This window comes from Candidatus Abyssobacteria bacterium SURF_5, from assembly GCA_003598085.1.
Lineage (GTDB): Bacteria > Abyssobacteria > SURF-5 > SURF-5 > SURF-5 > SURF-5.
Genome location: QZKU01000042.1, coordinates 1 through 22,987 on the forward strand (window position 1 = coordinate 1; position 22,987 = coordinate 22,987).

The 22,987-nt window shown below is 53.9% G+C and carries 23 protein-coding genes and 1 pseudogene; 9 read left to right on the forward strand and 15 right to left on the reverse strand.

From position 1 onward, the window contains the following. Positions 1-3: 3 nt before the first annotated feature. A complete protein-coding gene (locus C4520_05120; GenBank protein RJP23829.1) occupies positions 4-1,737 on the reverse strand; it encodes a PAS domain S-box protein in 1,734 nt (577 codons plus the stop codon). 487 nt (positions 1,738-2,224) lie between these two features. On the opposite strand from C4520_05120, the gene C4520_05125 reads away from it, so the two are divergent. From C4520_05125 to C4520_05150, 6 genes are read left to right on the forward strand one after another with little or no spacing between them, the layout of a single operon-like run. Continuing rightward, positions 2,225-2,578 carry an NADH-quinone oxidoreductase subunit A gene (locus C4520_05125; GenBank protein ID RJP23830.1) on the forward strand — a complete coding sequence of 118 codons (354 nt, stop codon included), beginning with the start codon at positions 2,225-2,227 and terminating at the stop codon, positions 2,576-2,578. Further along, the gene (locus C4520_05130) at positions 2,569-3,051 is read left to right on the forward strand and encodes an NADH-quinone oxidoreductase subunit B (protein ID RJP23831.1); all 483 of its coding nucleotides are present in this window, start codon (positions 2,569-2,571) and stop codon (positions 3,049-3,051) included. The genes C4520_05125 and C4520_05130 overlap by 10 nt, the downstream gene beginning before the upstream one ends. A gap of 15 nt (positions 3,052-3,066) precedes the next feature. Further along, complete coding sequence (locus C4520_05135) at positions 3,067-3,570, forward strand: NADH-quinone oxidoreductase subunit C (protein RJP23832.1); 504 nt, start codon at positions 3,067-3,069, stop codon at positions 3,568-3,570. Positions 3,571-3,605: 35 nt separating this feature from the next. After that, positions 3,606-4,796 (forward strand): NADH-quinone oxidoreductase subunit D, encoded by a 1,191-nt coding sequence (locus tag C4520_05140; GenBank protein ID RJP23927.1) that lies wholly within the window; start codon positions 3,606-3,608, stop codon positions 4,794-4,796. A gap of 13 nt (positions 4,797-4,809) precedes the next feature. Then, entirely contained in the window at positions 4,810-5,865 is a 1,056-nt protein-coding gene (gene nuoH, locus C4520_05145; protein RJP23928.1) for an NADH-quinone oxidoreductase subunit NuoH, read from the forward strand. A 53-nt stretch (positions 5,866-5,918) separates the two neighbouring features. Next, positions 5,919-6,401, forward strand: coding sequence for an NADH-quinone oxidoreductase subunit I (locus C4520_05150; GenBank protein RJP23833.1), 483 nt, complete (start codon positions 5,919-5,921; stop codon positions 6,399-6,401). Positions 6,402-6,445: 44 nt separating this feature from the next. Here the strand turns inward: C4520_05150 and C4520_05155 are convergent, their stop codons facing one another. The 3 genes from C4520_05155 to C4520_05165 are packed head-to-tail and all read right to left on the reverse strand — an operon-like array spanning position 6,446 to position 8,832. After that, on the reverse strand, positions 6,446-7,426 hold the full coding sequence (locus C4520_05155; GenBank protein ID RJP23834.1) for a formylglycine-generating enzyme family protein: 981 nt from the start codon (positions 7,424-7,426) through the stop codon (positions 6,446-6,448). A gap of 24 nt (positions 7,427-7,450) precedes the next feature. Further along, positions 7,451-8,494, reverse strand: coding sequence for a radical SAM protein (locus tag C4520_05160; protein RJP23835.1), 1,044 nt, complete (start codon positions 8,492-8,494; stop codon positions 7,451-7,453). Between the two features lie 20 nt (positions 8,495-8,514). Next, positions 8,515-8,832, reverse strand: coding sequence for a metal-sulfur cluster assembly factor (locus C4520_05165; protein RJP23836.1), 318 nt, complete (start codon positions 8,830-8,832; stop codon positions 8,515-8,517). A gap of 352 nt (positions 8,833-9,184) precedes the next feature. Here C4520_05165 and C4520_05170 point away from each other — a divergent pair. Both C4520_05170 and C4520_05175 read left to right on the forward strand, forming a co-directional pair. Beyond that, a pseudogene (locus C4520_05170) lies at positions 9,185-9,573 on the forward strand (CGGC domain-containing protein). A 34-nt stretch (positions 9,574-9,607) separates the two neighbouring features. Beyond that, positions 9,608-10,096 carry an iron-sulfur cluster assembly scaffold protein gene (locus C4520_05175; GenBank protein RJP23837.1) on the forward strand — a complete coding sequence of 163 codons (489 nt, stop codon included), beginning with the start codon at positions 9,608-9,610 and terminating at the stop codon, positions 10,094-10,096. 7 nt (positions 10,097-10,103) lie between these two features. Here C4520_05175 and C4520_05180 read toward each other — a convergent pair whose 3' ends face one another. From C4520_05180 to C4520_05210, 7 genes are all read right to left on the reverse strand, one after another. After that, entirely contained in the window at positions 10,104-10,706 is a 603-nt protein-coding gene (locus C4520_05180; protein RJP23838.1) for a class I SAM-dependent methyltransferase, read from the reverse strand. Beyond that, positions 10,703-10,951 carry a hypothetical protein gene (locus C4520_05185; protein ID RJP23839.1) on the reverse strand — a complete coding sequence of 83 codons (249 nt, stop codon included), beginning with the start codon at positions 10,949-10,951 and terminating at the stop codon, positions 10,703-10,705. The genes C4520_05180 and C4520_05185 overlap by 4 nt, the downstream gene beginning before the upstream one ends. A gap of 83 nt (positions 10,952-11,034) precedes the next feature. Continuing rightward, positions 11,035-12,720: a pyridine nucleotide-disulfide oxidoreductase gene (locus C4520_05190; GenBank protein ID RJP23929.1), complete on the reverse strand. Its 1,686-nt coding sequence runs from the start codon at positions 12,718-12,720 to the stop codon at positions 11,035-11,037. A 51-nt stretch (positions 12,721-12,771) separates the two neighbouring features. Then, entirely contained in the window at positions 12,772-14,862 is a 2,091-nt protein-coding gene (locus C4520_05195; protein ID RJP23840.1) for a DUF4445 domain-containing protein, read from the reverse strand. Between the two features lie 96 nt (positions 14,863-14,958). After that, a complete protein-coding gene (locus C4520_05200; protein RJP23841.1) occupies positions 14,959-16,227 on the reverse strand; it encodes a hypothetical protein in 1,269 nt (422 codons plus the stop codon). Between the two features lie 57 nt (positions 16,228-16,284). Further along, positions 16,285-16,476, reverse strand: coding sequence for a hypothetical protein (locus C4520_05205; protein ID RJP23842.1), 192 nt, complete (start codon positions 16,474-16,476; stop codon positions 16,285-16,287). A 234-nt stretch (positions 16,477-16,710) separates the two neighbouring features. Beyond that, a complete protein-coding gene (locus tag C4520_05210) occupies positions 16,711-18,045 on the reverse strand; it encodes a PAS domain S-box protein (GenBank protein RJP23930.1) in 1,335 nt (444 codons plus the stop codon). A gap of 334 nt (positions 18,046-18,379) precedes the next feature. Between C4520_05210 and C4520_05215 the strand changes: the two genes are divergently transcribed. Further along, entirely contained in the window at positions 18,380-19,594 is a 1,215-nt protein-coding gene (locus C4520_05215; GenBank protein ID RJP23931.1) for a hypothetical protein, read from the forward strand. A gap of 18 nt (positions 19,595-19,612) precedes the next feature. Here C4520_05215 and C4520_05220 read toward each other — a convergent pair whose 3' ends face one another. The 4 genes from C4520_05220 to C4520_05235 all read right to left on the reverse strand — a co-directional run bounded on the left by C4520_05220 (position 19,613) and on the right by C4520_05235 (position 22,613). Beyond that, entirely contained in the window at positions 19,613-19,951 is a 339-nt protein-coding gene (locus C4520_05220; protein RJP23843.1) for a hypothetical protein, read from the reverse strand. Positions 19,952-20,037: 86 nt separating this feature from the next. Further along, positions 20,038-21,084 carry a selenide, water dikinase SelD gene (gene selD / locus C4520_05225; GenBank protein RJP23844.1) on the reverse strand — a complete coding sequence of 349 codons (1,047 nt, stop codon included), beginning with the start codon at positions 21,082-21,084 and terminating at the stop codon, positions 20,038-20,040. Positions 21,085-21,095: 11 nt separating this feature from the next. Beyond that, complete coding sequence (locus C4520_05230) at positions 21,096-21,743, reverse strand: HAD family hydrolase (GenBank protein RJP23845.1); 648 nt, start codon at positions 21,741-21,743, stop codon at positions 21,096-21,098. 18 nt (positions 21,744-21,761) lie between these two features. Next, positions 21,762-22,613 carry a sugar phosphate isomerase/epimerase gene (locus C4520_05235; GenBank protein ID RJP23846.1) on the reverse strand — a complete coding sequence of 284 codons (852 nt, stop codon included), beginning with the start codon at positions 22,611-22,613 and terminating at the stop codon, positions 21,762-21,764. Positions 22,614-22,987: the final 374 nt, after the last annotated feature.

Consider the following 22,987-nt stretch of genomic DNA (forward strand, 5'->3'; position numbering starts at 1 on the left):
GCACTACATTTCGACTTCCGGAAAATCGAACCCCCAAAAAATAAGGGGTTTTTGCAGATTTTTGACCAAACCCAAGCCCAAAGTGTCCAAAATGAGTCTCAATGCCTCCTTCGCGAGGGCTTCGACAGAGCGGCGTGCGTAAGTCAGGTGGATCGGTTTCGAGAAATCCAGTAATTCCTCAATAAGTTGGTTCAATATCTCGATGCCATGTCTAATCTCTCCAAGGGTCTCTTCATGTTCTCCTCCCGGCTTCAGCTGCAAGCGGAGGATATCCAGGCCGAGCGTTATGTTGTTGAGCGGGTTCCTGATTTCGTGTGCGAGCATCGATATCGTCCGGCCGACCGCAGCCAGATTCTCCGCTTCTCGCAGCTTGTCGACCTGCTCCTTGACCATTGCCTCGAGTTTCTCCGACAGATGCCGGTAACGCTCTTCCGATTTCCGCAGCGCATCCTCGGTTTCCTTTATTCGGCTGATGTCGCGGATGACGGTGGACATGTAGCGGATGTTGTTTCTGGAGTCGGCGTGTGCCAGGATCACCTGCGAGACCGGGATCTCTGTTCTTCCATCTCCTTTCAGCACAGCGGTTTCGCCCCGCCAGACAGTTTCCTTTAATGCTATTGGAATGGCTTGGTTGCAGATGATCTGAAGTGCCCACTTGGGATAGAATTGGGTAATGTTCCGGTTTGGAAGATATTCATCCGGACTAACGCCCAGTGTGTGCTTCGCTGATTTATTAAAGTAGAGCACCCGCCCCTGGAGGTCGGCCGTACCAACAAGATCAGGCGTCTCTTCAACAATGGCAACCAGTTGTCTCAGTTGGTCTTCAATTGCCTTACGCTCGGTTATATCCCAATCCAACCCTGCTTGCCGAACAGGCCTGCCGCTTTCGTCCCGCCAACATTTGCCACAACTGTGAATCCACCGAATGCCGCCGTCTTTATGCCGGATACGGTAATCTAAGTCGTGATTGTCCGTACGCCCTGCGAGTATGGAGCGCGTCGCCTCTTCTATTAAGAGAAGGTCTTCCGGGACTATTCGAGCCTGCCACGCCTCGACGGAATCCGGAAATTCATCGTCATTAAAGCCGATGAGGCGCTTCATTTCCGGAGACGCGAATACTTTCCGGGGCACGGGCATGCCCGAATCCGTAAAATCATATTCCACCTCCCAAAGGCCGGCTTTTGAGCCGGAAATCGCGAGGTCCAGCCGTTCCTCAACTAATTTAAGCGCCTGCTCGGAAAGCTTTGATTCCGTGATATCGTAAATAACGCCTTCCACCCGCGAGAGATTTCCCGTTTCGTCGCGAACAGTTCGAATATGCTCGCGAACCCAACGTATTGTTCCATTTTTGTGGAGGATGCGGTATTCCCGCTGCAAGTGGTTCTGTGATCTAGATGCCATTTCCTCGGCGCTTGCCAGCACCTGCTGGAGGTCTTCGGGATGGATGAGACTGTCCCACTTCACCTTCAGATCGAGGAAGTCCTTCCGGGTATAGCCGGTGATTTGTTCCACGGAGCCGTGAAAAAATTCAGGGATGAAGTTCCTATCGCCCCGAAAGGCGATTCCGTGAAAGCTTTCGACAATCGAGCGATATTTTCTTTCACTTTCCTCCAGGTCGCGCCTCAATTTATCCGCTTCTGTGTATCTTTGCCGGAAATTTTCGGATTCGGCTAATCGGGCGCGTAAAATATTTACTTCTGCCTGAAGTTCAGCGCTCGTTTTCTCCAGGTTCTTCATCTGAGGCCTCCGTGTTCAGATGGGGTTCGAGTGCAGCGGGAAGAACCTTGGCATTCGGACATAAGCAGATAGGAAGAAAAGAGATGCTTCTCTGAGGATGGATATTCATCGGGGTCTCCCCGTCGCGGTTGCCAGTGAAGGAATTATAACACATTCTTTCCGAATTAGTGATATCTGTGGATAAAAAAAAGAACATAAGAGAGAATTCTTTCAAGAGCCGACCTTGGGGACGATTGTGTTAGACCTGTAGGAGTACCCTTTAAAGTCCCTTTGAACGGGTGGAAGGTTTTGGGGTTGAAGAGCGCCTGCGGAAAAGCATTAGAACGAAAAGGAAGATTTCTCTCGAACACCGGCATTCTTCCAAATTTTCTGTCCAATTTTTTCTTGACAGCCTTTGACAAATTCTGATAGTATTATTTCGATATCAAACACTTTCACCCCAGCAGTTGACGTAAAATCAGTGTTCGAATAGGAGACATTCAACTCGATGAGTGTGCATATCCCTATTTTTGCGATGTTTATCGTCGCTTTCCTGATCGGAATAGGATTCTTGCTGGTATCGGTGCTGCTCGGGCCGAAGCGGCTCTCGAAGGAGAAGCTCGACCCGTTCGATTGCGGCAATCCCCCCATGGGCACTCCCCGCGTTCAGATATCGATCAAATACTATGTGGTAGCGATTCTTTTTATTCTGTTTGACGTTGAGGCCGTATTTCTGTATGCATGGGCGATCATCTTTCGAGACCTTGGGCTTTTCGGCCTGATCGAGATGTTCATTTTCATCCTGATCCTGGTCGGCGGCCTCGCATATGTGTGGAAAAAAGGAGCGCTGGAATGGGAATAGAATCGGCTCTGCCCGAAGGGATTATCACCACTCGCTTGGACAAGGTCATCAACTGGGGCCGCAAGTGGTCCTTCTTCTGCTACCCGTTCATCACCGCTTGTTGCGGCATGGAGTATATGGCCGCGGCGGCGTCGCATTATGATATTGCGCGTTTTGGGGCTGAATTTCCTCGTTTTTCGCCGCGTCAGGCCGATCTGATGCTGGTGGTGGGCACCATCAGTCATAAGGTGGCGCCGGTGCTGCGACTGGTATACGAGCAGATGTGCGAGCCGAAATGGGTGATGGCAGTGGGCGCATGCGCGTGTTCAGGCGGATTTTATCGGAATTATTCGGTGGTGCAGGGCGCCGACCGCATTATTCCGATTGATGTCTATGTCACCGGTTGTCCTCCGCGGCCGGAGGCATTTCTGGACGGCATCATGAAGATGCAGGCAAAAGTGGATACCGAATCGATCCTCTCGCGCAGGAACTAGAGTTGAGGTTATCGAATGGCTGAAAGCATAACGATACGGAAACTGAAGGAGCGTTTTGGCGACCGGATAAAGGTTGTGCCGTCGCCATTCGACGGAATGGATACCGTCGCCGTCAAGCGTGGGGATATTGCCGACGTGTGCCGGTTCCTGCGCAGGGAAGAGGATCTGGATTATGATTTGTTCCGCGACCTTACCTGCGTTGATTATATCAACGAGACACCCCGGTTCGAGGTGGTCTACCATCTGTATTCGATTTCACATGCGCACGCGGTGCGTCTGAAGGCTCGCGTGCCGGAAGAGGATCCGACCATCGACACGATCAGCGGCATATGGGTCGGCGCCAACTGGTTTGAACGCGAGGCCTACGATATGTACGGTGTCAAATTCAATGGGCATCCGGACTTGCGCCGCCTCCTGCTGTACCCCGAGTTCGTCGGGCATCCGCTCCGCAAGGATTATCCGATCGATAAGGAGCAGCCCCTTGTTCAACTGCGCGAGGAGATGAAAGGGGTGCGGTAAGGGCCGCGCCCGGATGAAGGAACATGGCAGACCTGATCAAAGACCTGACAAAAGAACTTCATACGCAATGCATGACGATGCAGATGGGGCCGTCGCATCCTGCGATGCACGGGACGGTCAAGCTGCTGATCGACATTGACGGCGAGGACATTCACACGGTGATTCCCGAGGTGGGGTATCTGCACCGCGGCTTCGAGAAGATGTGCGAGAACAGCACATATCATCAGGTGATTCCCTACACCGACCGTCTGAATTACGTTTCGCCGTTCATCAACAATGTCGGATACGTGATGGCGGTTGAGAAGATGCTCGGAATTGAGACGCCCGAGCGGTGCCAGTATTTGCGCGTGCTGGCGAGCGAGATATCGCGGCTCACCGACCATTTGACGTGTGTCGGGGCGAGCGCGATGGAATTGGCGGCATTTACGGCGATGTTGTACGCCATACAGGGTCGTGAATGGTTGTGGGAGCTGATTGAGTCTCTGTGCGGGGCGCGGCTTACGACCACGTACACGCGCATTGGCGGAGTGGCCTACGACCTGCCGGAAGGTTTCCGGCCTCAAACGCGAAAGATTCTCGACAAGGTGCAGTCACTTATCGACGACATGCGCGGCCTGCTCGAGAAAAACCGCATCTTCTATGACCGCATGCGCGGAACGGGCGTGCTCAATGCTGAAGATTGCCTCGCTTATGGCGTGACCGGACCGTGTCTTAGAGCGGCCGGCGTGTATTACGACGTGCGCAAGGCGATGCCGTATCTCGTTTACGATCGGCTTGACTTCGAGGTGCCGCTCGGCAAGGCGGGCGACAATTACGACAAGTTCATGGTGCGCGTCTTCGAGATGGAGCAGAGCATCCGCATCATCGACCAGGTGCTCGCGCAAATGCCCGAGGGCCCGATCGCGGTGGATGACCCCAAGGTCACGCTGCCGCCGAAGGAGAAAGTGTACAACTCGATCGAAGGCCTCGTGCATCATTTTAATATCATCATCAAAGGGATTCGGCCGCCGAAGGGAGAAGTGTATTTCGCCGTCGAGGGAGGCAACGGCGAACTCGGCTTCTACATCGTTTCCGACGGCTCGGAAAAACCCTGGAAGTGCCGCTGCCGGCCCCCGTGCTTCCCGATTGTCGAGGCGATGCCGAAGATGCTGGAAGGGGCCATGATAGCGGACATCATACCCACATTTGGCATGGTGAACATGATCGGCGGCGAAATGGACAGGTAACATGGTTGAAGCCATCATTCTCGCAATCAAGATAGCAATCGCAACTCTGTTCGTGCTCAACCTGGCGGGCCTGCTGACGTGGGCGGAACGCAGGCAGAGCGCCTTTATTCAGGACCGGCTCGGGCCCAACCGCGCAAACGTGTTCGGCATCACACTGGCCGGACTGCTGCATCCGGTGGCCGACGGCATCAAGATGATGATGAAGGAAGACTTCATTCCTGCCGGCGCCGACCGCATCGTGCACACGGTGGCGCCATTCATCGCGCTGTTTCCGGCGTTCGTGGTGTACGCGGTTATCCCGTTTGCCGACAAGCTGCCGGTATTCGGGTATGAAATCAACTTTGTCGTGTCCGAGATCAACATCGGTCTGCTGTTCATTGTGGCGGTGATGTCGACCGCGATCTTCGGTGTGTTTCTGGGCGGGTGGGCCTCGAACAACAAGTGGTCTTTGCTTGGGGCGCTGCGTTCGGCGGCGCAGATGATTTCGTACGAGGTCACGCTCGGACTCACGATCATCGGCATCCTTATGGTGTACCAGTCGGTTCGGCTCGATGAGATCGTGCGCGCGCAGGGGAATCTGCTGTTCGGCTTCATCCCGGCGTGGGGCATTGTCACTCAGCCTGTCGCATTCCTTTTGTTTTTTACGGCGGCAATGGCCGAGACCAAGCGGACGCCGTTCGATTTGCCTGAAGGCGAATCCGAGTTGGTGGCGGGCTATTTCCTCGAATACAGCGGAATGAAATTCGGCATGTTCTTCATGGGTGAGTTTGCCGAGCTGGTGGTTATTGCCGGGATCGTGGCGTCGCTGTTTTTCGGCGGATGGCAGATACCGTGGGTCACGACCGATATGCTGCTCGGCTTCTTCAAGTCGGGCCTGATTGTGGCGCTGATACAGATGGGCGTGTTCACGGTGAAGGTGGTCGCGTTGTGCTGGCTTCAGTTGACGGTGCGCTGGACGCTGCCGCGGTTCAGATATGATCAATTGATGCGGCTCGGCTGGAAGATGCTGCTTCCGCTGTCGCTCGCAAATATTTTCGTGACTGGCGTAGTTATCCTGTTGCTGCAATAAGATTAAGAAGGCCTGAGCCGCGCAAGCGTGCCGGGCCCGGAGATGAACAGGCAATGGCATCATCAATCAAAACGAAACTGAATTTCCTCGAGCGCCTGTATTTTCCCGAAATCTTCAGGGGAGTCTATATAACCTCTCGCCACTTCTTCAAGAACCTGTCGAACCCGTTCAAGAATCCGGTCACTATTGAGTACCCCGACAAGAACCGGCCTATCAGTCCGCGCTGGCGAGGACGTCACCGCCTGATGCAGCGCCAGGACGGGTCGTCGCGCTGCGTGGCTTGCATGTGTTGCGCAACCGTCTGCCCCGCCCGCTGCATAACGATTGAGCCCGGCGAACATCCCGATCCGGGCGTCATGAAGCAGCCGATCTCCTTCGACATCGACTACACCCGCTGTGTCTTCTGCGGCTTCTGCGTGGAGGCATGTCCGGTCGATGCCATCCGCATGGACTCGGGCGTCATTTCGCTCGTCGAGTACTCGCGCTCCTCGCTCCAGCTCAACAAAGAGAAACTGCTCGAGCTGGGGAACAGGTAAGAGTTGTTTGCTCCCTTCGGTAACTTCCGCTGAACCATGTCTTTTCAGTCACCCATGCCCTTCGTCTCTCCTTTTTGCGGAGGAGTGGATTGCCATTCCGGAGAATCGATCGGTTTTACACAGCGGAATCCTCTCGCGTCGCTGGCGCTGAAGGGAAAGTCGGCGCCGCGGTAAGCCGAGCGCATACCGAGCGGGCAATAATCCCACGCGCCGCCCCGCATGACCCGGTAAGGAGCCGAGGCCTCATTCAGGGGGTTAAGCCCGGGACTGCGTGAGTAGAAGGCGTCGTCATAATAATCCAGGCACCATTCCCACACGTTCCCGTGCATGTCATAGATGCCGAATGGATTAGGCGGGAAGCTTGCGGCCGGAGAGGTGCCGTCCCAAATGTCCAATTCTTCGGAACCGAAATAATTCGCGTGATCGTGTGAAATCGTGTTGCCGGCGGAGTAGGCCGTCAGGGTGCCGCACCGGCAAGCGTATTCCCATTCAGCTTCGGTTGGGAGGCGTTTGGCCGCCCAGTTACAATAGGCGGTGGCGTCGTTCCAGCTTACCTGAACGACGGGATGGTCCATGATGGTCTCGATGCTGCTTGAAGGCCCTTTGGGATGCCGCCAATCGGCTCCGGCCATCTCTTTCCATTGTTCGTCCCAAATCCAGGCCTTACCGCGTTTTTCCGCGTCGGTGACATAGCCGGTCGCGTCAATGAATTCCTTGAATCTCCGATTGGTGAGCTCGCAGGCATCCATCCAAAAACCAGATACTGATACCTCGTGTTGAGGGCGCTCATTTTTTTCGCCCTGCGCGTCGGGGCTGCCCATCAAGAAAGTCCCGGGCGGGATATAAACCATTTTCTCGTCGAGTTGTATCGGCTCTTGCTTCGAGGCTATTGAAGAGCAAGACGTTGTCGAAACCAGGATAACAAGCATCAAAACCACAAGCGGCAACTCTGTTTTCTTTTTCGGCATCGGTTCACCTCCGTCTGGAGTGGATTGGCCGGCGGAATAATATTTCAGGATACCCATGTGCAAGAAGATCGGTAAAGCGCGTCAGCCGATAAAAAGCTTTGGGCACTCGCGGCAAATGGCGGCTTTTCCGGCCGCATGCGAATGCCTGAAAGCGGCATAAGTTCTTGTTCGCCAAATCCGGGAGAGCGATTGCTCGCTGACGTTGCCGAAAGTGAGAGGTTCCAAAGGTCGCCCATTTGCCTCGACCATCCGCGCCGCCGCATCGGACAGCGGCAAGTTGGTGAAAACACAAGGGGAAACCCGGCCGTCGGCGGAAACGAAAAGGGCGCGCAGGACGTTTTCGGTACAAACCGGACGGCGCTTGCCGGGATGCCTGATTTGGTAATGCACGTCAATATTCAGACGTCCCGCCTCGGCGGCGATCGCGTCCAATCTGGCCCGCACCTTTTCATATTCATCGTTCGTTCTGGGGCGGACCGCTTCTCGTTCAAGCTCCTTGCCAAGCACAAGATCAAGCGTGCTGATGACTACTTGAGCAACCCCGGCATTATCCAGCAGGCGCGGCAGCTTTTGGAGGCTGTCAAAGGCGGAATTGAGCAGCAAGTACGCTATGTGTATCGCCGGACGGATGCTCTTATTGGCTTCCTTTTCACGGTTCAGTTCTCGAATTGCTCTTAATACCGTTTCCAGACGAGTCCCTTTTCGGTAAGTGTCGTTCATCTCATCGCTACCAGCCAATGAAAAGGCGACCACATCAATCTGCTGCCGCACCAACGTCCAGATGACATTATCGTCAAGCAGCATTCCGTTTGTCGTCACTCCAACGCGGCAACCTGCTTTCTTTGCCATCTCGGCCATTGCGAAAAAATCGGGGTTCATGAAGGGCTCGCCCCAGCCCTGCAGATAAATGAGTTGTGTGCGGGAAGCGGCAGAAAGGATGCGTTTAAAGGCGTCAATGGGCAGATGCCGGTTTGCCCATTTCTCGCGGAAGATCGTGTGTGGGCAATAAATGCATCTTGCGTTGCAGAAGGTGGTAACTTCAACTTGAATCCAGTCTAATTCGGGCGAAAAGAGGCGGTGGAGATATCCGGGCCGAGGTATGGTCTTTTCGCGATTGTCACTCATGTATTATCAACTGGAGTAGATCACGTCTCTCTCATTTCAGAATTCCGAGCTTTGCCGCCCGACAATACCTGATTTAGCTCCCTTGCGTGTATGAAGTCCGCGACCTCAACTTTTGCGGAATTTACGCCGGGGACTGCCTTCAAGGCGTCACGGATGTCGACAGCCAGCCTGAAGGCGAGCGGGCAAAAGTAGGAGGTTGGCCGGAACAAGACGTGTACATTTCCCTGAGTTTCATCGATACTGACTTCGTGAACCAAACCCATGCGAACGACATTCAGTCCGGTTTCCGGATCGATTACCTGCGCGAGGCCCCGCATTATGTGATCCTTCAGTGTCATTGGAATCCTTTCTTGGCAAGCTCATTGCATTTTCATTTCTAAAAAGGTGATCAGGCAGTGATCATGCCAATGGATGGCGGTTTTCAGGATTAATTTAAATCCTTGCCATCGAACGACATGTAAAATTCCTGGCGCGGCGCCGTCAAACGCGGCGAACGCCGGTCGTTGCGGGAATGCATTTCCTACGCCTGCGGACAGTGCAGAAATGCATTGAGGTGACCCCTTCGGGCATATCGCACAGGCCGGGCGAGGACGGGGCGACAACCGAAGGGGCGACAAGTCTTCGAGAGCTTTACCTCCGCAGGACGTAATGATATCACCAGGCGCTTCTGAGAAAGGGCGGGACCAGAAAATGACTAGAATCGGCATCATCCGCTGCGAAAAAAAGAAGAACATTGTCCAATTACCAGTTGTCTGAAAAGCTTGAAAGGCACCGAACAGGCGTTTTCATTCTATGAAAGCGCCGAATTGATCGGTGTATTCACCTGCCGGTGTCCTGGCGATAAAGTCGTCGCCATGGCAAAGATATTGAAAAGCAAAGGTGCGGAGGCGATACATTTCTGCACCTGTGCGTTCGCTCATCGAGAAGATGGAAAATGGGTAATGGGCGGGGGATTTTGCGATCATTTAGACATGCTCCTGCGCGGAATCTCGGAGGAAGTGGGCATTCCTTGTCTCAAGGGGACGGCTCATTTGCCCGAGGGCTATGTAGTTGAAGTTTTTGAAGGGAAACAGGATTAACAAGCTCTGTCAGAGCTGTATTAGAGGTGTAGGGATGACTGATGCAGGTGTCGGAAAGAATGATGCGTTTGATGCTTTTCTGGAGCAATTACAGCAGTATATTTTAGATGAGACAAAGCGGGGCTTTGGAGATAAAGTCGTCGAGCGCTGGCAGCATCCTCTTTACATGCGAGCGATGGATGATGCCGATGGGCATGCCACGGTAAAAGGGATATGTGGCGACAGCATGGAAATTTTTCTCAAATTTCAAGACAACGCCGTTCTCAGCGCTTCGTTCCTCACTGACGGCTGCGGCGCGACGGTGGTATGCGGCTCTTATGCCGCGGAAATGTCTTTTGGCAAGGCGCCGGATGACCTGCTTGAAATCACGGGTGAAAGCATCCTAACGGAGCTTGGAGGGCTTCCTCCCGATCATCAGCATTGCGCCTTTCTTGCGGCCGCGTCGCTGCATGCGGCGGTTGACGATTACCTGGTCAAACTAGCGCGGAAACGCCGAACTGAAGGCGCGCTGGACGGCACATAGGCACCGATCAAATTCTCTTTTTCGCTTTTACGCAATACAGGCTTGAATGGGCCGGGTCCGCCGATTTAAAAAGTTCGGGTCCTCTTATTCCGAGGAAGTATTCCGTTTTTTCCAGTGCGAAGATTTGGGAAATCGCCTGTTCGATGGCTTTCAAGTTCACGTGCCTGATCTTATTGACGTAGGACTCAGGATCCCTCCTTTTCTGTTTGAAGAAGAACGATTCTGGATTCAGAAGCATAACAAGGATGGTTCCTCCAGGTCTGAGGATCCTCTCGCTTTCGCGGAGCGCTTCAGAATAGTTGTCTATAAACTGGAGAGACGCCACGTATATTATTGCGTCGAAGCTTGAGCTTTCGATATTAGTCTGCTCCGCTGAGCCCAGCACGGTCCTCACTTGATCGGGAGCTTGATTCAGAGCTTCTTGAGAAATATCCAGCCCCGTGACGTCAAATCCGTAATGACCAAGCATGCCCTCTATAATCGCTGGTCCACAGCCAACACTCAGGAGGTTTTTGCAACCGGCTAGTTCTCTCCGGAGATAGTCTACCTCTTGTTGGAAGACGCGCTTCCAAAAGTCGCTTCTGCATGACTCGTAATATGAACTTGTCATCGTACAACCCTTTTACCGTCGTCCTGGTCGCGCGAGTGCCGGCTGAGCAATTTGCCGGTTATCCTTGCCACCTCGGCAGCCGCTGCGCCGTCAAGATTCAGGCGGCGTCCGGTGAGACAAGAAGATTGGATCTCACAATGAAATCCTACCGTGCCGATGACCGGAATATGCAATTCCGTCAATCTTGCCGCCACCGTATTCCCCTGCTCGGCGCTTCCTCCTTTTCCACAGATACATATTTTCATTGTGATACTCCTTGAGAGTCGTTTTCATCGGATCGGCGAGGAGCAATCAGACACGCTTTTGCGCGGGTCTGCCTAAGGTCCGTTTATTTAGCTCCATTTCCCGTAACGAGTTCAAAGGGCCAGGTGACTACTCCGCCGTCCATAAATTTGGTGTCTTTGAATCCGGCTGCGTCGAGAATTTTGCAGGCCTCATATCCCCTGAGGCTTATCTTGCAAAACGCGATGATTTCCTTATCCTTCGGCAATTCATTCAAACGCGTTCTCAATTGGCCGAGTGGAATGAATTTTGTGCCTTTTATGCGCACCTCATCGTATTCATTCTGGTTGCGTACATCAAGGAATACAAAGTCATCGCCCCTATCGAGCTTTCCCTTTACTGCCAGGGGGGAGATTCCTCTTGCCTCTCCGCACAGCTTATTGCGCATGACATTGATCGCGGTAAGCGCGGGCCCAATCGGCGAGGAATACGGCGGGGCGTAGCAGAGGTCAAGATTGCCGATGGATTCAGCCGTGGCTCCACCGTTTATGAGAGTTGCAAAGATGTCGGTTCGCTTGTCGACATCGCCCATGCCGACCACCTGAGCGCCGACCAGTCTGCCGCCCGCTTTCTCGGCCAAAAGTTTTGTGGCGATGAGTTTGGCGCCGGGATAGTAATGGGCGCGGTCGGGTATTGGGACGATGACAGTCTCGACATCAAGACCGAGCTTACGGGCGTCTCTCTCGCTGAGTCCGGTTCTTCCGATATTCATATCGAAGGTTTTAAACACCATTGTTCCCAATATGCCAGGAAACGTCTCCGCGCCTCCCGTGACGTTGATGCCAACGATGCGGCCCTGTTTGTTTGCGGTCGATCCGAGTGGGACAAAGGCAGGCTTTTTCGTGACAAGGTTGTAGGTCTCGACGCAATCGCCGGCCGCGAAGATGTTAGGATCGCACGTTCGCATGTATTTGTCAACTCGAATAGCGCCGGTCTCGCCCACATCGATGCCGGCTTCTTTAGCGAGTTTCACATTCGGTCTTACGCCGATGCCGAGGACGGCGAGATCGGCTTTCAGGACTCCTTTTTCCGTGATTACCTGGCTCAGATTGCCGGCATTGTCTCCCTTGAATTCAATTACGCCGTCGGATGTCCTCACCACGACGCCCTTATCCTCGAGGTGTCTCCTTACCATGATCGACATTTCATAATCGAGGCCGAGCATTATCTGGTCCATTTTTTCCACGATAGTGGTTTCAACGCCCCGCTCAACGAGGGCTTCCGCCGCCTCGAGGCCGATAAAGCCGCCGCCGATAATCACGCCCTTCTTGCCTTTGCCGACGAGACCGCGGAGCGCTTCGGCATCTTCTATGGATTGCAGTGTATGGATGTTCTTCAGGTTGATTCCTGGAATAGGAGGCACAACCGCTTGAGCGCCGGTAGCCAGAAGGAGCTTGTCATATGGGAGAGAGAAGCCTTCGCCGGTATCCAGGTTTTTCCCCACGACTTTCTTGTTTTTGCGGTCGATGGAGGTGACTTCCTGATGCGTGATGATTTCCACTTCCTTCATCTTGAGGAAAAATTCCGGGGTCCGGGGTATCCCGATGATATTCGAGTAAAGAGCCTCCTGCTTTTGAATCGCTCCCGCGACATAATAGGGGAGCCCGCAAGCGGCGAACGAGATGAAGGTGCCTTTCTCGAGGACGGTGATTTTGATGCCGGGGTTGCGGCGGCGTGCCTTTGAAGCAGCCTTGAGGCCTGCGGCGCTGGCGCCGATCACGATGAAATTCATTGTCTCGCCCATGTTTTCTCCTCCTTCTTGATCTTACCATGATCCATGCTGTCACGAAATGGTTGCATTCTTTGCTGATGAGAACAACTGCAAATTTGTATGCGGCAAGAACAGCGCCGCCGAATACTGGTCCATGAATTCCTGTGAAGTGCTGAAGTCGAGATAGGTCATCATGCCGGCTATTCGATTACATTCGTCTCTGCTTTCATGGCAGAGCAATGCCTGGTAGGCCCCCTGTACGGCGCTGTTGCCAAGATATTGAAATTTGGATTCTTCCAAATCGGGCAACATGCCGATCGCGATTGCCTGCGGTATCTTGATGTATCGGCCGAATCCGCCGGCGATCATGATCCGGTCGATCTGTGCGAACGTCAGACCCACGCGGGCCAGCATTGTGGCAAAGCCGGCATAAATAGCGGCTTTACTTCGCATCAGGGTATCGACGTCGGCCTGTGTGAACACGATATCCTCTCCCAGCTCTGACTCTTCAGCCGGTACCAGCACATACTCCGGCCCGGCCTCGCTCTGCCTGACGTATTGGTTGGCGCCTCTTTCCTTGAACCTTCCTCTGCGGTCTATAATGTCGGCTTGAAGCATGGCGGAGAGCAGGTCGATCATGCCGGAGCCGCATATGCCTCTCGGGGGCAGGTCTCCATTGACCTCATAGGTCGGCGCGAGGGTAAGCGGGTCGATGTTGATGTGTTCGATGGCGCCTTCTTCCGCCCGCATGCCGCAGCGGATTCCACCGCCCTCGAAAGCCGGTCCTGCGGAGCATGAGGCCGTCATCAGCCAATCGGAATTGCCGAGGACAATTTCGCCATTGGTGCCAACGTCTATAAACAGAGTCGTGCGGGGGTCCCTTTGCATGCCTGAGGCGAGGACACCCGCCACGATGTCGCCTCCCACGTACGCCGTATTTCCGGGAACAATATGAACTATGGCGTTTGGACAGTAGCCCAGCCCGATATCCTTTGAGCGCAGTACCGAAAATGTCGTCGCGGTAGGCAGGTACGGCTCGCGTCGGATGTATTGAGGGTCGATTTGCAGCAGGAGGTGCATCATCGTGGTATTTCCTGCGATCGAGATGCTGTCGATATCGGCGGGCGCGACGGCTGCAGACGTTACGATTTCCCTCAGCAATCCCTCCAAAGTGCCCACAATGAGCCGATGCAGCTTCTCCTGACAGCCGGGAGTGCTTTGCGTGCAAACGATTCGCGAGATGACATCTTCTCCATGCGCCACCTGCGCATTCTGGCTTGAAGCGGCTGCCACCACTCTTCCGTCCGACAGATTGACAAGATAGGTAACGACAGAAGTTGTGCCGACATCCACCGCAACTCCGTAGCCGTTACCCGAGGTCGTGGTATTTTTCAGATCGACTATTTCGCAAACGCCATCGTCTTTGTACAGGCTGATTGTGGCGCGCCAATCGTTTTTTCTCAGCGTTTCGCCAAGCTTGCGGATTACCGGCAAATCGACGCGAAAGAAAGTTGAGAGATGCCCCGCCCTTCGCAGCGCCCGGACCACCCTATCGAGGTCGCTAGAGGAATCCTCAATTGTAGGCGGCGGCAAATCAACCGAGGCGCGTTCGGTCAACGGGCTCAATTTTGTTGACGAGCTGCACAGGACGGATGTAACGGCGGCGGCATCGTCAAGGATTTTTATCTTGCGTCGCTGGGATTGCGGTGGTATGGTGACCGTGAGGTCATCTGTTACCCGGGTGGTGCATGCCAGCGTGAAACCGTCTTTGATTTCGTCAGGGGTGAGATAGGGATTGGATGCAGAAAGATATTTTCCCCCTTCGATACGAACCTTGCATTTGCCACAGATTCCGCGACCGCCGCATGAGTTGTTCAGGAAAAGTCCCGCCTCCTCAACTCCCTCAAAGATAGTTTTCCCCTCTTGGACAACCACTTCCTTTTCATAAGGCAGGAATTTCACCTTGAAGCTCTTGGCTGACTCTTTCTGGAGAGGGGCAAGTTCGGCTTCCCCGTACTTTTGCATCTCCCATATGATGCAACCGGTTCTGTACTTGCAATAGATATCCGGGTTGCGGCATGTCAGGCACTCCTGGCATAGATAGACATCGTCTTTCTGGCAGCGAAAGGTCGCTTCCCGGTCGGGATGATTACTGCACTTCATCGCGCTACTACCTCCTGGTCAATGCGGTTTTTAGTGTAGCCCCTAACTCTTTACATTTGGCATTGGGCAGTCCCGATTCTTTTGCGGCTTTGAAAGTCATATCTTCCGGGTTCCGACTTTTTCCAGCGCAAGCCAGACTTCGACGATATTGGCGGGGCGACGTTTTTCGTTTTTTTCGAGCATTTTCACGATAATCGAATCCAGCTGCCCTGGAAGCGACGGAATAAGGTGCGATGGGAAGGGTGGACGGAAATGAGGCGAGAGCACTCTCGCCACCAAATCGCCCTTGCCCGAGCGCCCATTCCAGGGAGAATGACTTGTGAACAGCTCATACAGAGTGACCCCCAGACAAAAAATGTCAGAGCGAAACGTCGCTTTTCTCTTAATGATCTGTTCCGGCGACATGTACCTCATGTCGCCCCCCTTCACATGGGCTGAGGAGTGGAAGATCCCCTTTATGAGGCTCGCCAATGCGAAGTCTGAAATTTTGACCTCCTTGTGGACCGGGAAAAAAGGCCCCATCATGTCCCGGGATACCAGGATGTTTTCCGGCTTGATCTGGCCGTGGACAATCCTTTGGTCGTGAAGATAGATGAGGCCCTCGCATATTCTCTGGGCCGTATCCATCAGGTGGTTGAAGCGGATATGTGGGTCGGGGAAGGACTTCGCGCTTTCCTCGATGCAATGCCGGAGATTGAACCCGTTCATATACTCCGTCACGAGATATCCGAATTTGCCATCTGTGAAGAAATCATAGCATTGGAGGATGTTCTTGTGTTTCAGGGGACAATGAAACTCGGGCTCCGAATATTTTCTTCCGGAGCCGGCATGAGCCTTTGGGAGAAGGACTTTTATCGTCACCATCCTTGATGTTGGTCTGTGGATGGCGCGGTACACCTTGCTTGACTGGCTTTCGCCTATTTGCTCGCAGAACTCGTAATCCCTGTTCATTATTTCGAATTTGTCAGGACTTTTCGGGAATCCCGCCGAGCTGTGCGCTGCGGCATACTCAGAAGCCTTTCGCAGTAAGTCCTTCCAATCGACAACACCAACAATGCGTTCTCTCACCGTACCGTCCACGATGATTAATAAGGTAGGCACAGCCGCTATATCGTATGTAGTCGCTATCAAAGGATATTTCTCAACATTCACCCTCACGATATTGAGGCTGCTCGAGAGTTTTTCACGGAGGGCATCAAGCATCGGCAGCATCCGTTTACATGGAACGCATGATGGTGTGAAACACGCAACGAAAACGGGTCTGCCCGAGCAGGAACACAGCCTTTGCAGTTCTTGGTCTGATAGTTGCGGGATGCCCGGCAAAGCAATACCCTCCTCCGAATCCGCACATGTCCGATTCGCCATTACAGCAAGATTCCATTACTTATCCGCCTTGAGGGGGCGGCTCTCAAAGATTTCACTTCAGTATCCAAAGGGGGTGTCATAGAGCCACCAATCGGGCTGGTCAGCCGAAGCCGTTTGAACTTGAGACTGGCTCGAATCCCCCATTCCCAACTTCTCGATTTTAGAATTGGTTCTTGTTGTCGCGCCGCAAGCCATGAAGCTCGCCGTTATTCCCAACACGATTATGAGGAGCAGCAATCTTCTCTTCATGACGATGCCTCCTTCATGCGTTTCTTTCTGCTTCCCGGGGTACCGTAATATTCATGCATCATAAATTGGCAATACACGTGCCAAAAAGCCGGGAGAAAAGAAGAAGGGATATGTGCGACATAACTATTTGATAGACAGAACCTTATGATTTGACTCCGATTCTGATGCTGTGGCATGCGGAAAATAGACAGCGTTACATGTAACGATTAAGCTTTGCAATGCTATCGTTGCATGTTACGGTTCTGCGGAAGGATTCTCGTGAAGGCCATATTTCTTGATGTTGCGCCACACCGTAGTGCGCGTGACGCCGAGGAGTCTGGCCGCTTTAGCTTTGTTCCATCCGGCTTTGGCGAGTGCGCTTTGGAGTGTTTCCCTGGTGATGGTGCCGGTAACTGAGGGGGTGCCGGAATCGGTTGCGTGGCAAACAGGGCACGGCGAAATCTCTATGGGGAGAAGGTCCGGCGTGATGATCCTGCTTTTGGCGAGCACGAAGGCATGTTCGATCGCATTTTCAAGCTCGCGAATGTTACCGGGCCACGCGTATGACATCAGGGTTCGAAGTGCGTCGGGATTTATTCCCCCGACAGGTTTCCCGGTCTGTTGGCGGAATTTCTGTATGAAGTGTTCAACCAGAAGAGGGATATCGTCTTTTCGTTCGGATAGAGGGGGAAGAAAGAGTGATACGACCTTGAGGCGATAATAGAGGTCGTCCCGAAAGGTTCCCTCTTTCATGAGTTGTCTGAGGTCCTGGTGCGTGGCGGCGATGATGCGGACGTCTACATGAAGGGGCTTGATATCTCCGACCCGTTCTATCACTTTCTCCTGGAGTGCGCGGAGCAGTTTCACCTGCACATTGAGAGAAATATCTCCTATTTCATCCAGGAAAAGGGTGCCGCCATTTGCCAGTTCGAAGCGTCCAATTTTATCGCGGATGGCGCCAGTAAAAGCGCCGCGGACATGGCCGAACAATTCGCTTTCGAGCAGATTTTCCGAGAGGGCGGCGCAATTCAGCTTGACGAAGGGACCGTCCGCGCGGAGGCTCTTGAAATGCAGGGCGCTGGCAACGAGTTCCTTGCCGGTTCCACTTTCGCCGAAGATGAGGACGGATGCGGATGTGGGCGCCACGTCTTCAATGAGGTTGTAAACCTCCTGCATGCGCGCGTCCTTGCCGATGATACCCTCGAATTTGTGGCGTTCCCTCAGCTCTCTGCGGAGGAGGCGGACTTCCTCTTGGGCCCGTTTAAGGTTTGTTATATCGGTCAGGTTTTCGACTCCGCCGATGATGTTTCCGTTTTTGTCCCTAAGCACTCGCGCATTTTTCAGGAGAGTCACGAAGTGTCCGTCTTTGGTTCGGATGGTGCACTCGTTGTTAGAGACCTCGCCTTTTTCAAATAATCCACAACTGCGGATGCCGTCAACGCAGTTGGTGCCGAGACAATTATCTCCCTCAAGAATGTCGCAGTTTTTTCCGATGACATCTTCTGCGGTGTAGCCGGTGATTCTTTCGGCACCCTTATTCCAGAACGTAATGGTTCCATCGAGATCGACGGTGAACAAGCCATCGGCCATGGTGTCGCAGATGACCTCGAGCAAGGGAGGTCGCAGCGAGGCGGCTGCCTTTTTGTTTGTGTTATCTTGTCTGACTTTCACGGGAAAACCTTCGCGACAGGTTTGGGTCTTTCGTGCTCAAGAGCATGTTACCATATCTCATTCACCGTTTCAATGAAGTCGAGACCAAGGCCTTTCTCTCCGGTAAGAACTCTGATAGAGGGCCGGGGAAAGGAATGTTAAGTTTTAAGTAGGGAGGAAAAACAAGGGTCCAGAGAATGTGCAGCGAGAGACTCTATCAAGAATCCCGTCGCCCGGCGGGTTTTGCAGGAGAAGGAGGAATCGCATGGAATATATAGATCTTATAACGCTCGATGATTTGAGGATACTTGCGGAAAAACGAGAGGAATACTGCGTGTCGCTGTACATGCCGATGCAGCGAATGGCGAAGGAAACGCGGCAGAATCCTATCCTCTTGAAGAACCTGATAGGAAAAGCGGAGGAAGAATTAATCGCGCTCGGGATGCGACGCCCGGAGGCAGGCGGTTTTCTCAAAAAGGCTCGTTCTTACTTAGGTGAAGGGCCGTTTTGGCAGCATCAGAGCGATGGGTTGGCAATGTTTATCACCCGCGACGACACTCGTGCGTTTCGAGTACCGGTTCCCTTTACCGATCTGGTTGTAGTGACCGATCGATTTCACCTCAAGCCCATGTTGGCGCTGTTCACCGGCGATGGGCGTTACTATGTGCTTGCCCTGAGCCAGAATGAAGCGCGTTTGTTTCACTGCACGCGTTATTCAGCCCACGAGGTGCGTGTTGATGGGATGCCCAGAGGGCTTGCGGATGCTTTGAAATACGACGTTCTGGAAAAGCATCTTCAATTCCACACGCGAACGCCGGCGATACAGGGAGGCGGCCGGGCTTTTTCATCGGGCGCGAAAGAGGGCAAGAGACCGGCGATTTTTCACGGCCACGGCTCCGGAACGGATGATGAGAAGGACCGGATCATGCAGTACTTTCTGCAGGTGGATCGCATCCTTCAAAAGGTGCTGTACAGAGATCAGGCGCCATTGGTACTGGCGGGCGTGGAGTATCTGTTTTCCATCTATCGGGCGGCCAATAGCTATCAGTACCTGCTTGATGATGGGGTCGGTGGAAACCCGGAGATATTGAAACCTGAAGAGCTGCGGCAGCAGGCGTGGGCAGTGGTTGCACCCCATTTTTCCGAGACCCAGGCTAAGGCCGGCGAGCGATTCATGCAGGAACTGGGGACGGGGCACGCGTCAAAGGATATCAAGGAGATTCTTCGGGGTGCGTCACAGGGGCGGGTGGACACGCTACGTCTCTGGCTTGGGGGCCGCTGGGAATGTAAGTTTGTACCGGTTGGCTTGCAGGTTTGGGGCGTTTTCACCAATGGAGGGGTGCACGTGCACGAGAAGGAAGAGCCGGGCGATGAGGACCTGCTTGATGTTGCCGCCATCCAGACAGTGCTCAATGGCGGGACAGTGTATGCGGTGAAGCCGGAAGAGGTGCCGGGCGGTTCGCCTCTGGCGGCCATTTTCAGATACTGAATATACTCAAGGTAGAACCTATGCCGCCGTTATTCTATCAAAGAAGCTGGTGAGGGAGGTTTCTTTCTGTTCGAGGACTTCCGCCAGTTCAGGCTCTGAGAATGCGTGCAGTTCATCCTCGTTGCCCTCTTCGGGAATCCATCCGAGCGAGACCCGTTTGAGCTTGCCCTGCACCAGCACCAGGGTGAAGATGGTGGGTTTACCGATAGCATGTCCGAGACCGAATTCCATTTCATCGAATTCCTCGAGTGTCTCCGGCACGTAGCGCACTTCAATTCCCAGTGATGACAACCACGGCACGTCCTTCAGCGGTTCAAGCTTTACCTCTCGGTCGATGTATTTTTGCAGGCGTTTCATTATTCGAGCCTCCAGCTCATTGGAATTCGGCAGACTGTTTCATGAAGTCGAGCCTCTTCGTGCGAGTTACGTCTATGCGGCGTCTGTCAAGGCTCGACAAGGATGCAGCATGCAGGGTCTTTTTCGATTCGTCCGATGACGACAGCGGCCTGTATGCCGGCCTCATGCAACGTGAAGAGCATCTGTGACGCCTTTTCCGGCGACACGGCGATGAGGAGGCCCCCGGAGGTTTGCGCGTCGCAGAGAGCGAGGCGGACAGGCTCCTTGACGTCTTCGTGCCATCGGGTCACGTCATCGGCATATTTCTTGTTCGACAAGCTGCCGCCGGGCACGCATTCCTCCTTGATGAGTCTCCAGATCTCCTCCATGATGGGCACCTTCGAGGCATTGATCCGGGCGGCCACTTTACTTGAGGAAATCATCTCATGCAGATGTCCGAGCAACCCGAAACCGGTGATATCGGTGCAGGCGTTCGCGCCGACCTCGACCATCACTTCCGAGGCTTTCTTATTCAGCGCAGCCATGAGGGCGGTCACTTTTTGGATGGTTTCCGGCGGCACCTCGCCGGCTTTAATTCCGGTGGTGATGATACCGGTGCCGAGCGGCTTGGTCAAGATCAAGAGATCTCCGGCGCGTGCGGTTGAATTTCTCACGATCTTATCGGGCGCGACGATTCCGGTGACAGCGAGTCCGTATTTCGGCTCCTGATCGACGACGGTGTGGCCGCCCACAATCGCTATGCCCGCTTCCGCCGCCTTGTCGATACCGCCCCTAAGGATTTCCGCGAGGAGCGAGATCGGGCGATCCTTCGTGGGGAATCCGACGAGGTTGAGGGCGAAAAGGGGCCTTGCTCCCATGGCGTAGATGTCTGATAACGAGTTTGCGGCCGCGATCCGTCCGAAATCGTATGGATTATCCACGATGGGCGTAAAGTAGTCGGCGGTTTGTACAATCGCGGTTTTGTCATCGAGACGGAAGACGGCTGCATCGTCGGCGGTATCGGCGCCGACGAGTATCCTCGGGTCGGTCGCGGGGGGCAGGAGGCGCAGGACCTGCGCCAGGTCGGCCTGGCTGGCCTTACAAGCTCACCCGCCGCTGGTGGTCAGCGCTGTCAGCCTGATCTTGTCTTCCATGGTTGTCCTCTTCAGAATCTGGTGACGGACCAGCCGCGCCTGGCGGCTTCGGCCTCGAGCATGCGGTCGGGATTCACCGGGCAGGGGTAGCCGACGCGCTCGAGCACGGGGAGATCGGTATAGCTGTCGGTATAGAAATAGCAGTCGCTCAGGTTGAGGCCTTTTTCATTGGCGAACTGTTCGGCCCAATACAGTTTTCCCTCTCCGTAACAATACGGCTCGACGAGCTTGCCGGTGAAACAGCCGTCTTTGACAATAAGGTGCGTGCACAGTCCGTGATCGATCCGAAGATATTTTTTCACCGGGTTCACCGTGTACGGGGTTGCCGCGGAAAGGATGGCCAGCACGTGCCCCTTGGCGCGATGTTGGTTCACCACCTCGACGGCGCGCGGAGAAATGTAATGGCGCACCATCTCGTGAAACCAGCGGTCGCAGAGTTCGATCATTTCAGGCTCGGACATTCCGGTGATCTTACGGACTTCGCGTTCGGCGAGCGAGCGGATATCGAGCGTGTTCATCCGGTATCGAAGCCAGAAATAAAGCGCTTTGGCGGTATCGAGGAAGCTTGCGCGTCCGTTCTGACGAAGAAATTTGTACCAGAGCAATCCGGTGCTTTTTGTTATAAGAGTATTATCCAGATCAAAGAAGACGCCCGTCATGATTCAGAACCAATCGACTTATCGAAGGCTGCCATTCGACACGTATTTTTCAGCCGCGGCCATGGCTGCGCCTGCCACTTCGATGGCGCTCATATCCAGCAGCCTCGGCGAAAGGACTTTCAGGGAAACGGCTCCCGAGAATCCTGAGGACGCGACTGCCGAGAGCATGGCTTCCAGGTCTGCCTTTCCCTCGCCCGGCAGGAGTCGGGCGGTATCGGTAATAAGCGGAAGCGGCACGTCGCCGCAATCGCTCAGCCGCATGACGAAGATTTTTGCGGGGTCGAGCGAGGTGATAATCCCGGGTTCGGCGCCGACGATGTGAAGATCAAAAGTATCCAGAACAAGTCCGGCTCGCCGCGCCTTGTGATATTCCACCGCCTTGATCGCGCCGGCAAGGGTATTGATCGAGCACCAGGAGAACCCCCTGAAGGCCAGTGCGACGCCGACGCCCTCCGGCTCGACAACATCGAGCACAGCTCCGAGCGATAATCTAATTTCCTCCGCGAGTGCGTCGGAGCCGGTTCCTCTGGGCTTGACCGAGCCGCTGACGACGAGGTATGGGCAATTGAGTGCGCGCGCAACGGCGGCGAGATGCGCGCAACGACCGCGAAGTTCCGCGGCCTGAGCAGGCGTGCAAAAAGTAATCGACTCGATATCCCCGATGCTTGATACGCGCATGCGGCTCTCGTCGAGCAGCTTTCGCAAATCCTCTATCGAATTGTTCTTCAGATATGTCTCCAGCGGGTCAACCCAGAGTTCGACGAATTCGAAACCGGCCTCTGCGGCGGCAGCGATTCCGCTCTTGATATCGGCTCTCAAGAGAGTGATCAGGTTGAGGCTCGGACGCAACTCTTTCGCAGATTTGGTCATCGGGAGTCCTAACGTGTTCCGATTGGAGCGACTTCAAAAAAACATTTACGCCTTTATTCTAACATTCGGCATGATGAGCGTCAATTGAGAATTGCCGGGCCTGACAGAGACATCTGAAGAGAGATTCTTCGCTCCGCGATGAATGGCGTCCCAGCGTGGGAGAACGAATCGTTGCGGAGATAGGAGAAGAAGGAATGACGAGCATCCGACGAAAGTGACGATCGGTTGCGACTGTCTGATAAGTTCAAAATATTGAATAACGAACAAAATATGGGGACAGAGACCATATTTTAAATGTAATGAAGTTAAATATATAAACGATAAAAATATGGTCTCTGTCCCCATATTTTGCTGTCCCCATATTTTGGGATTGA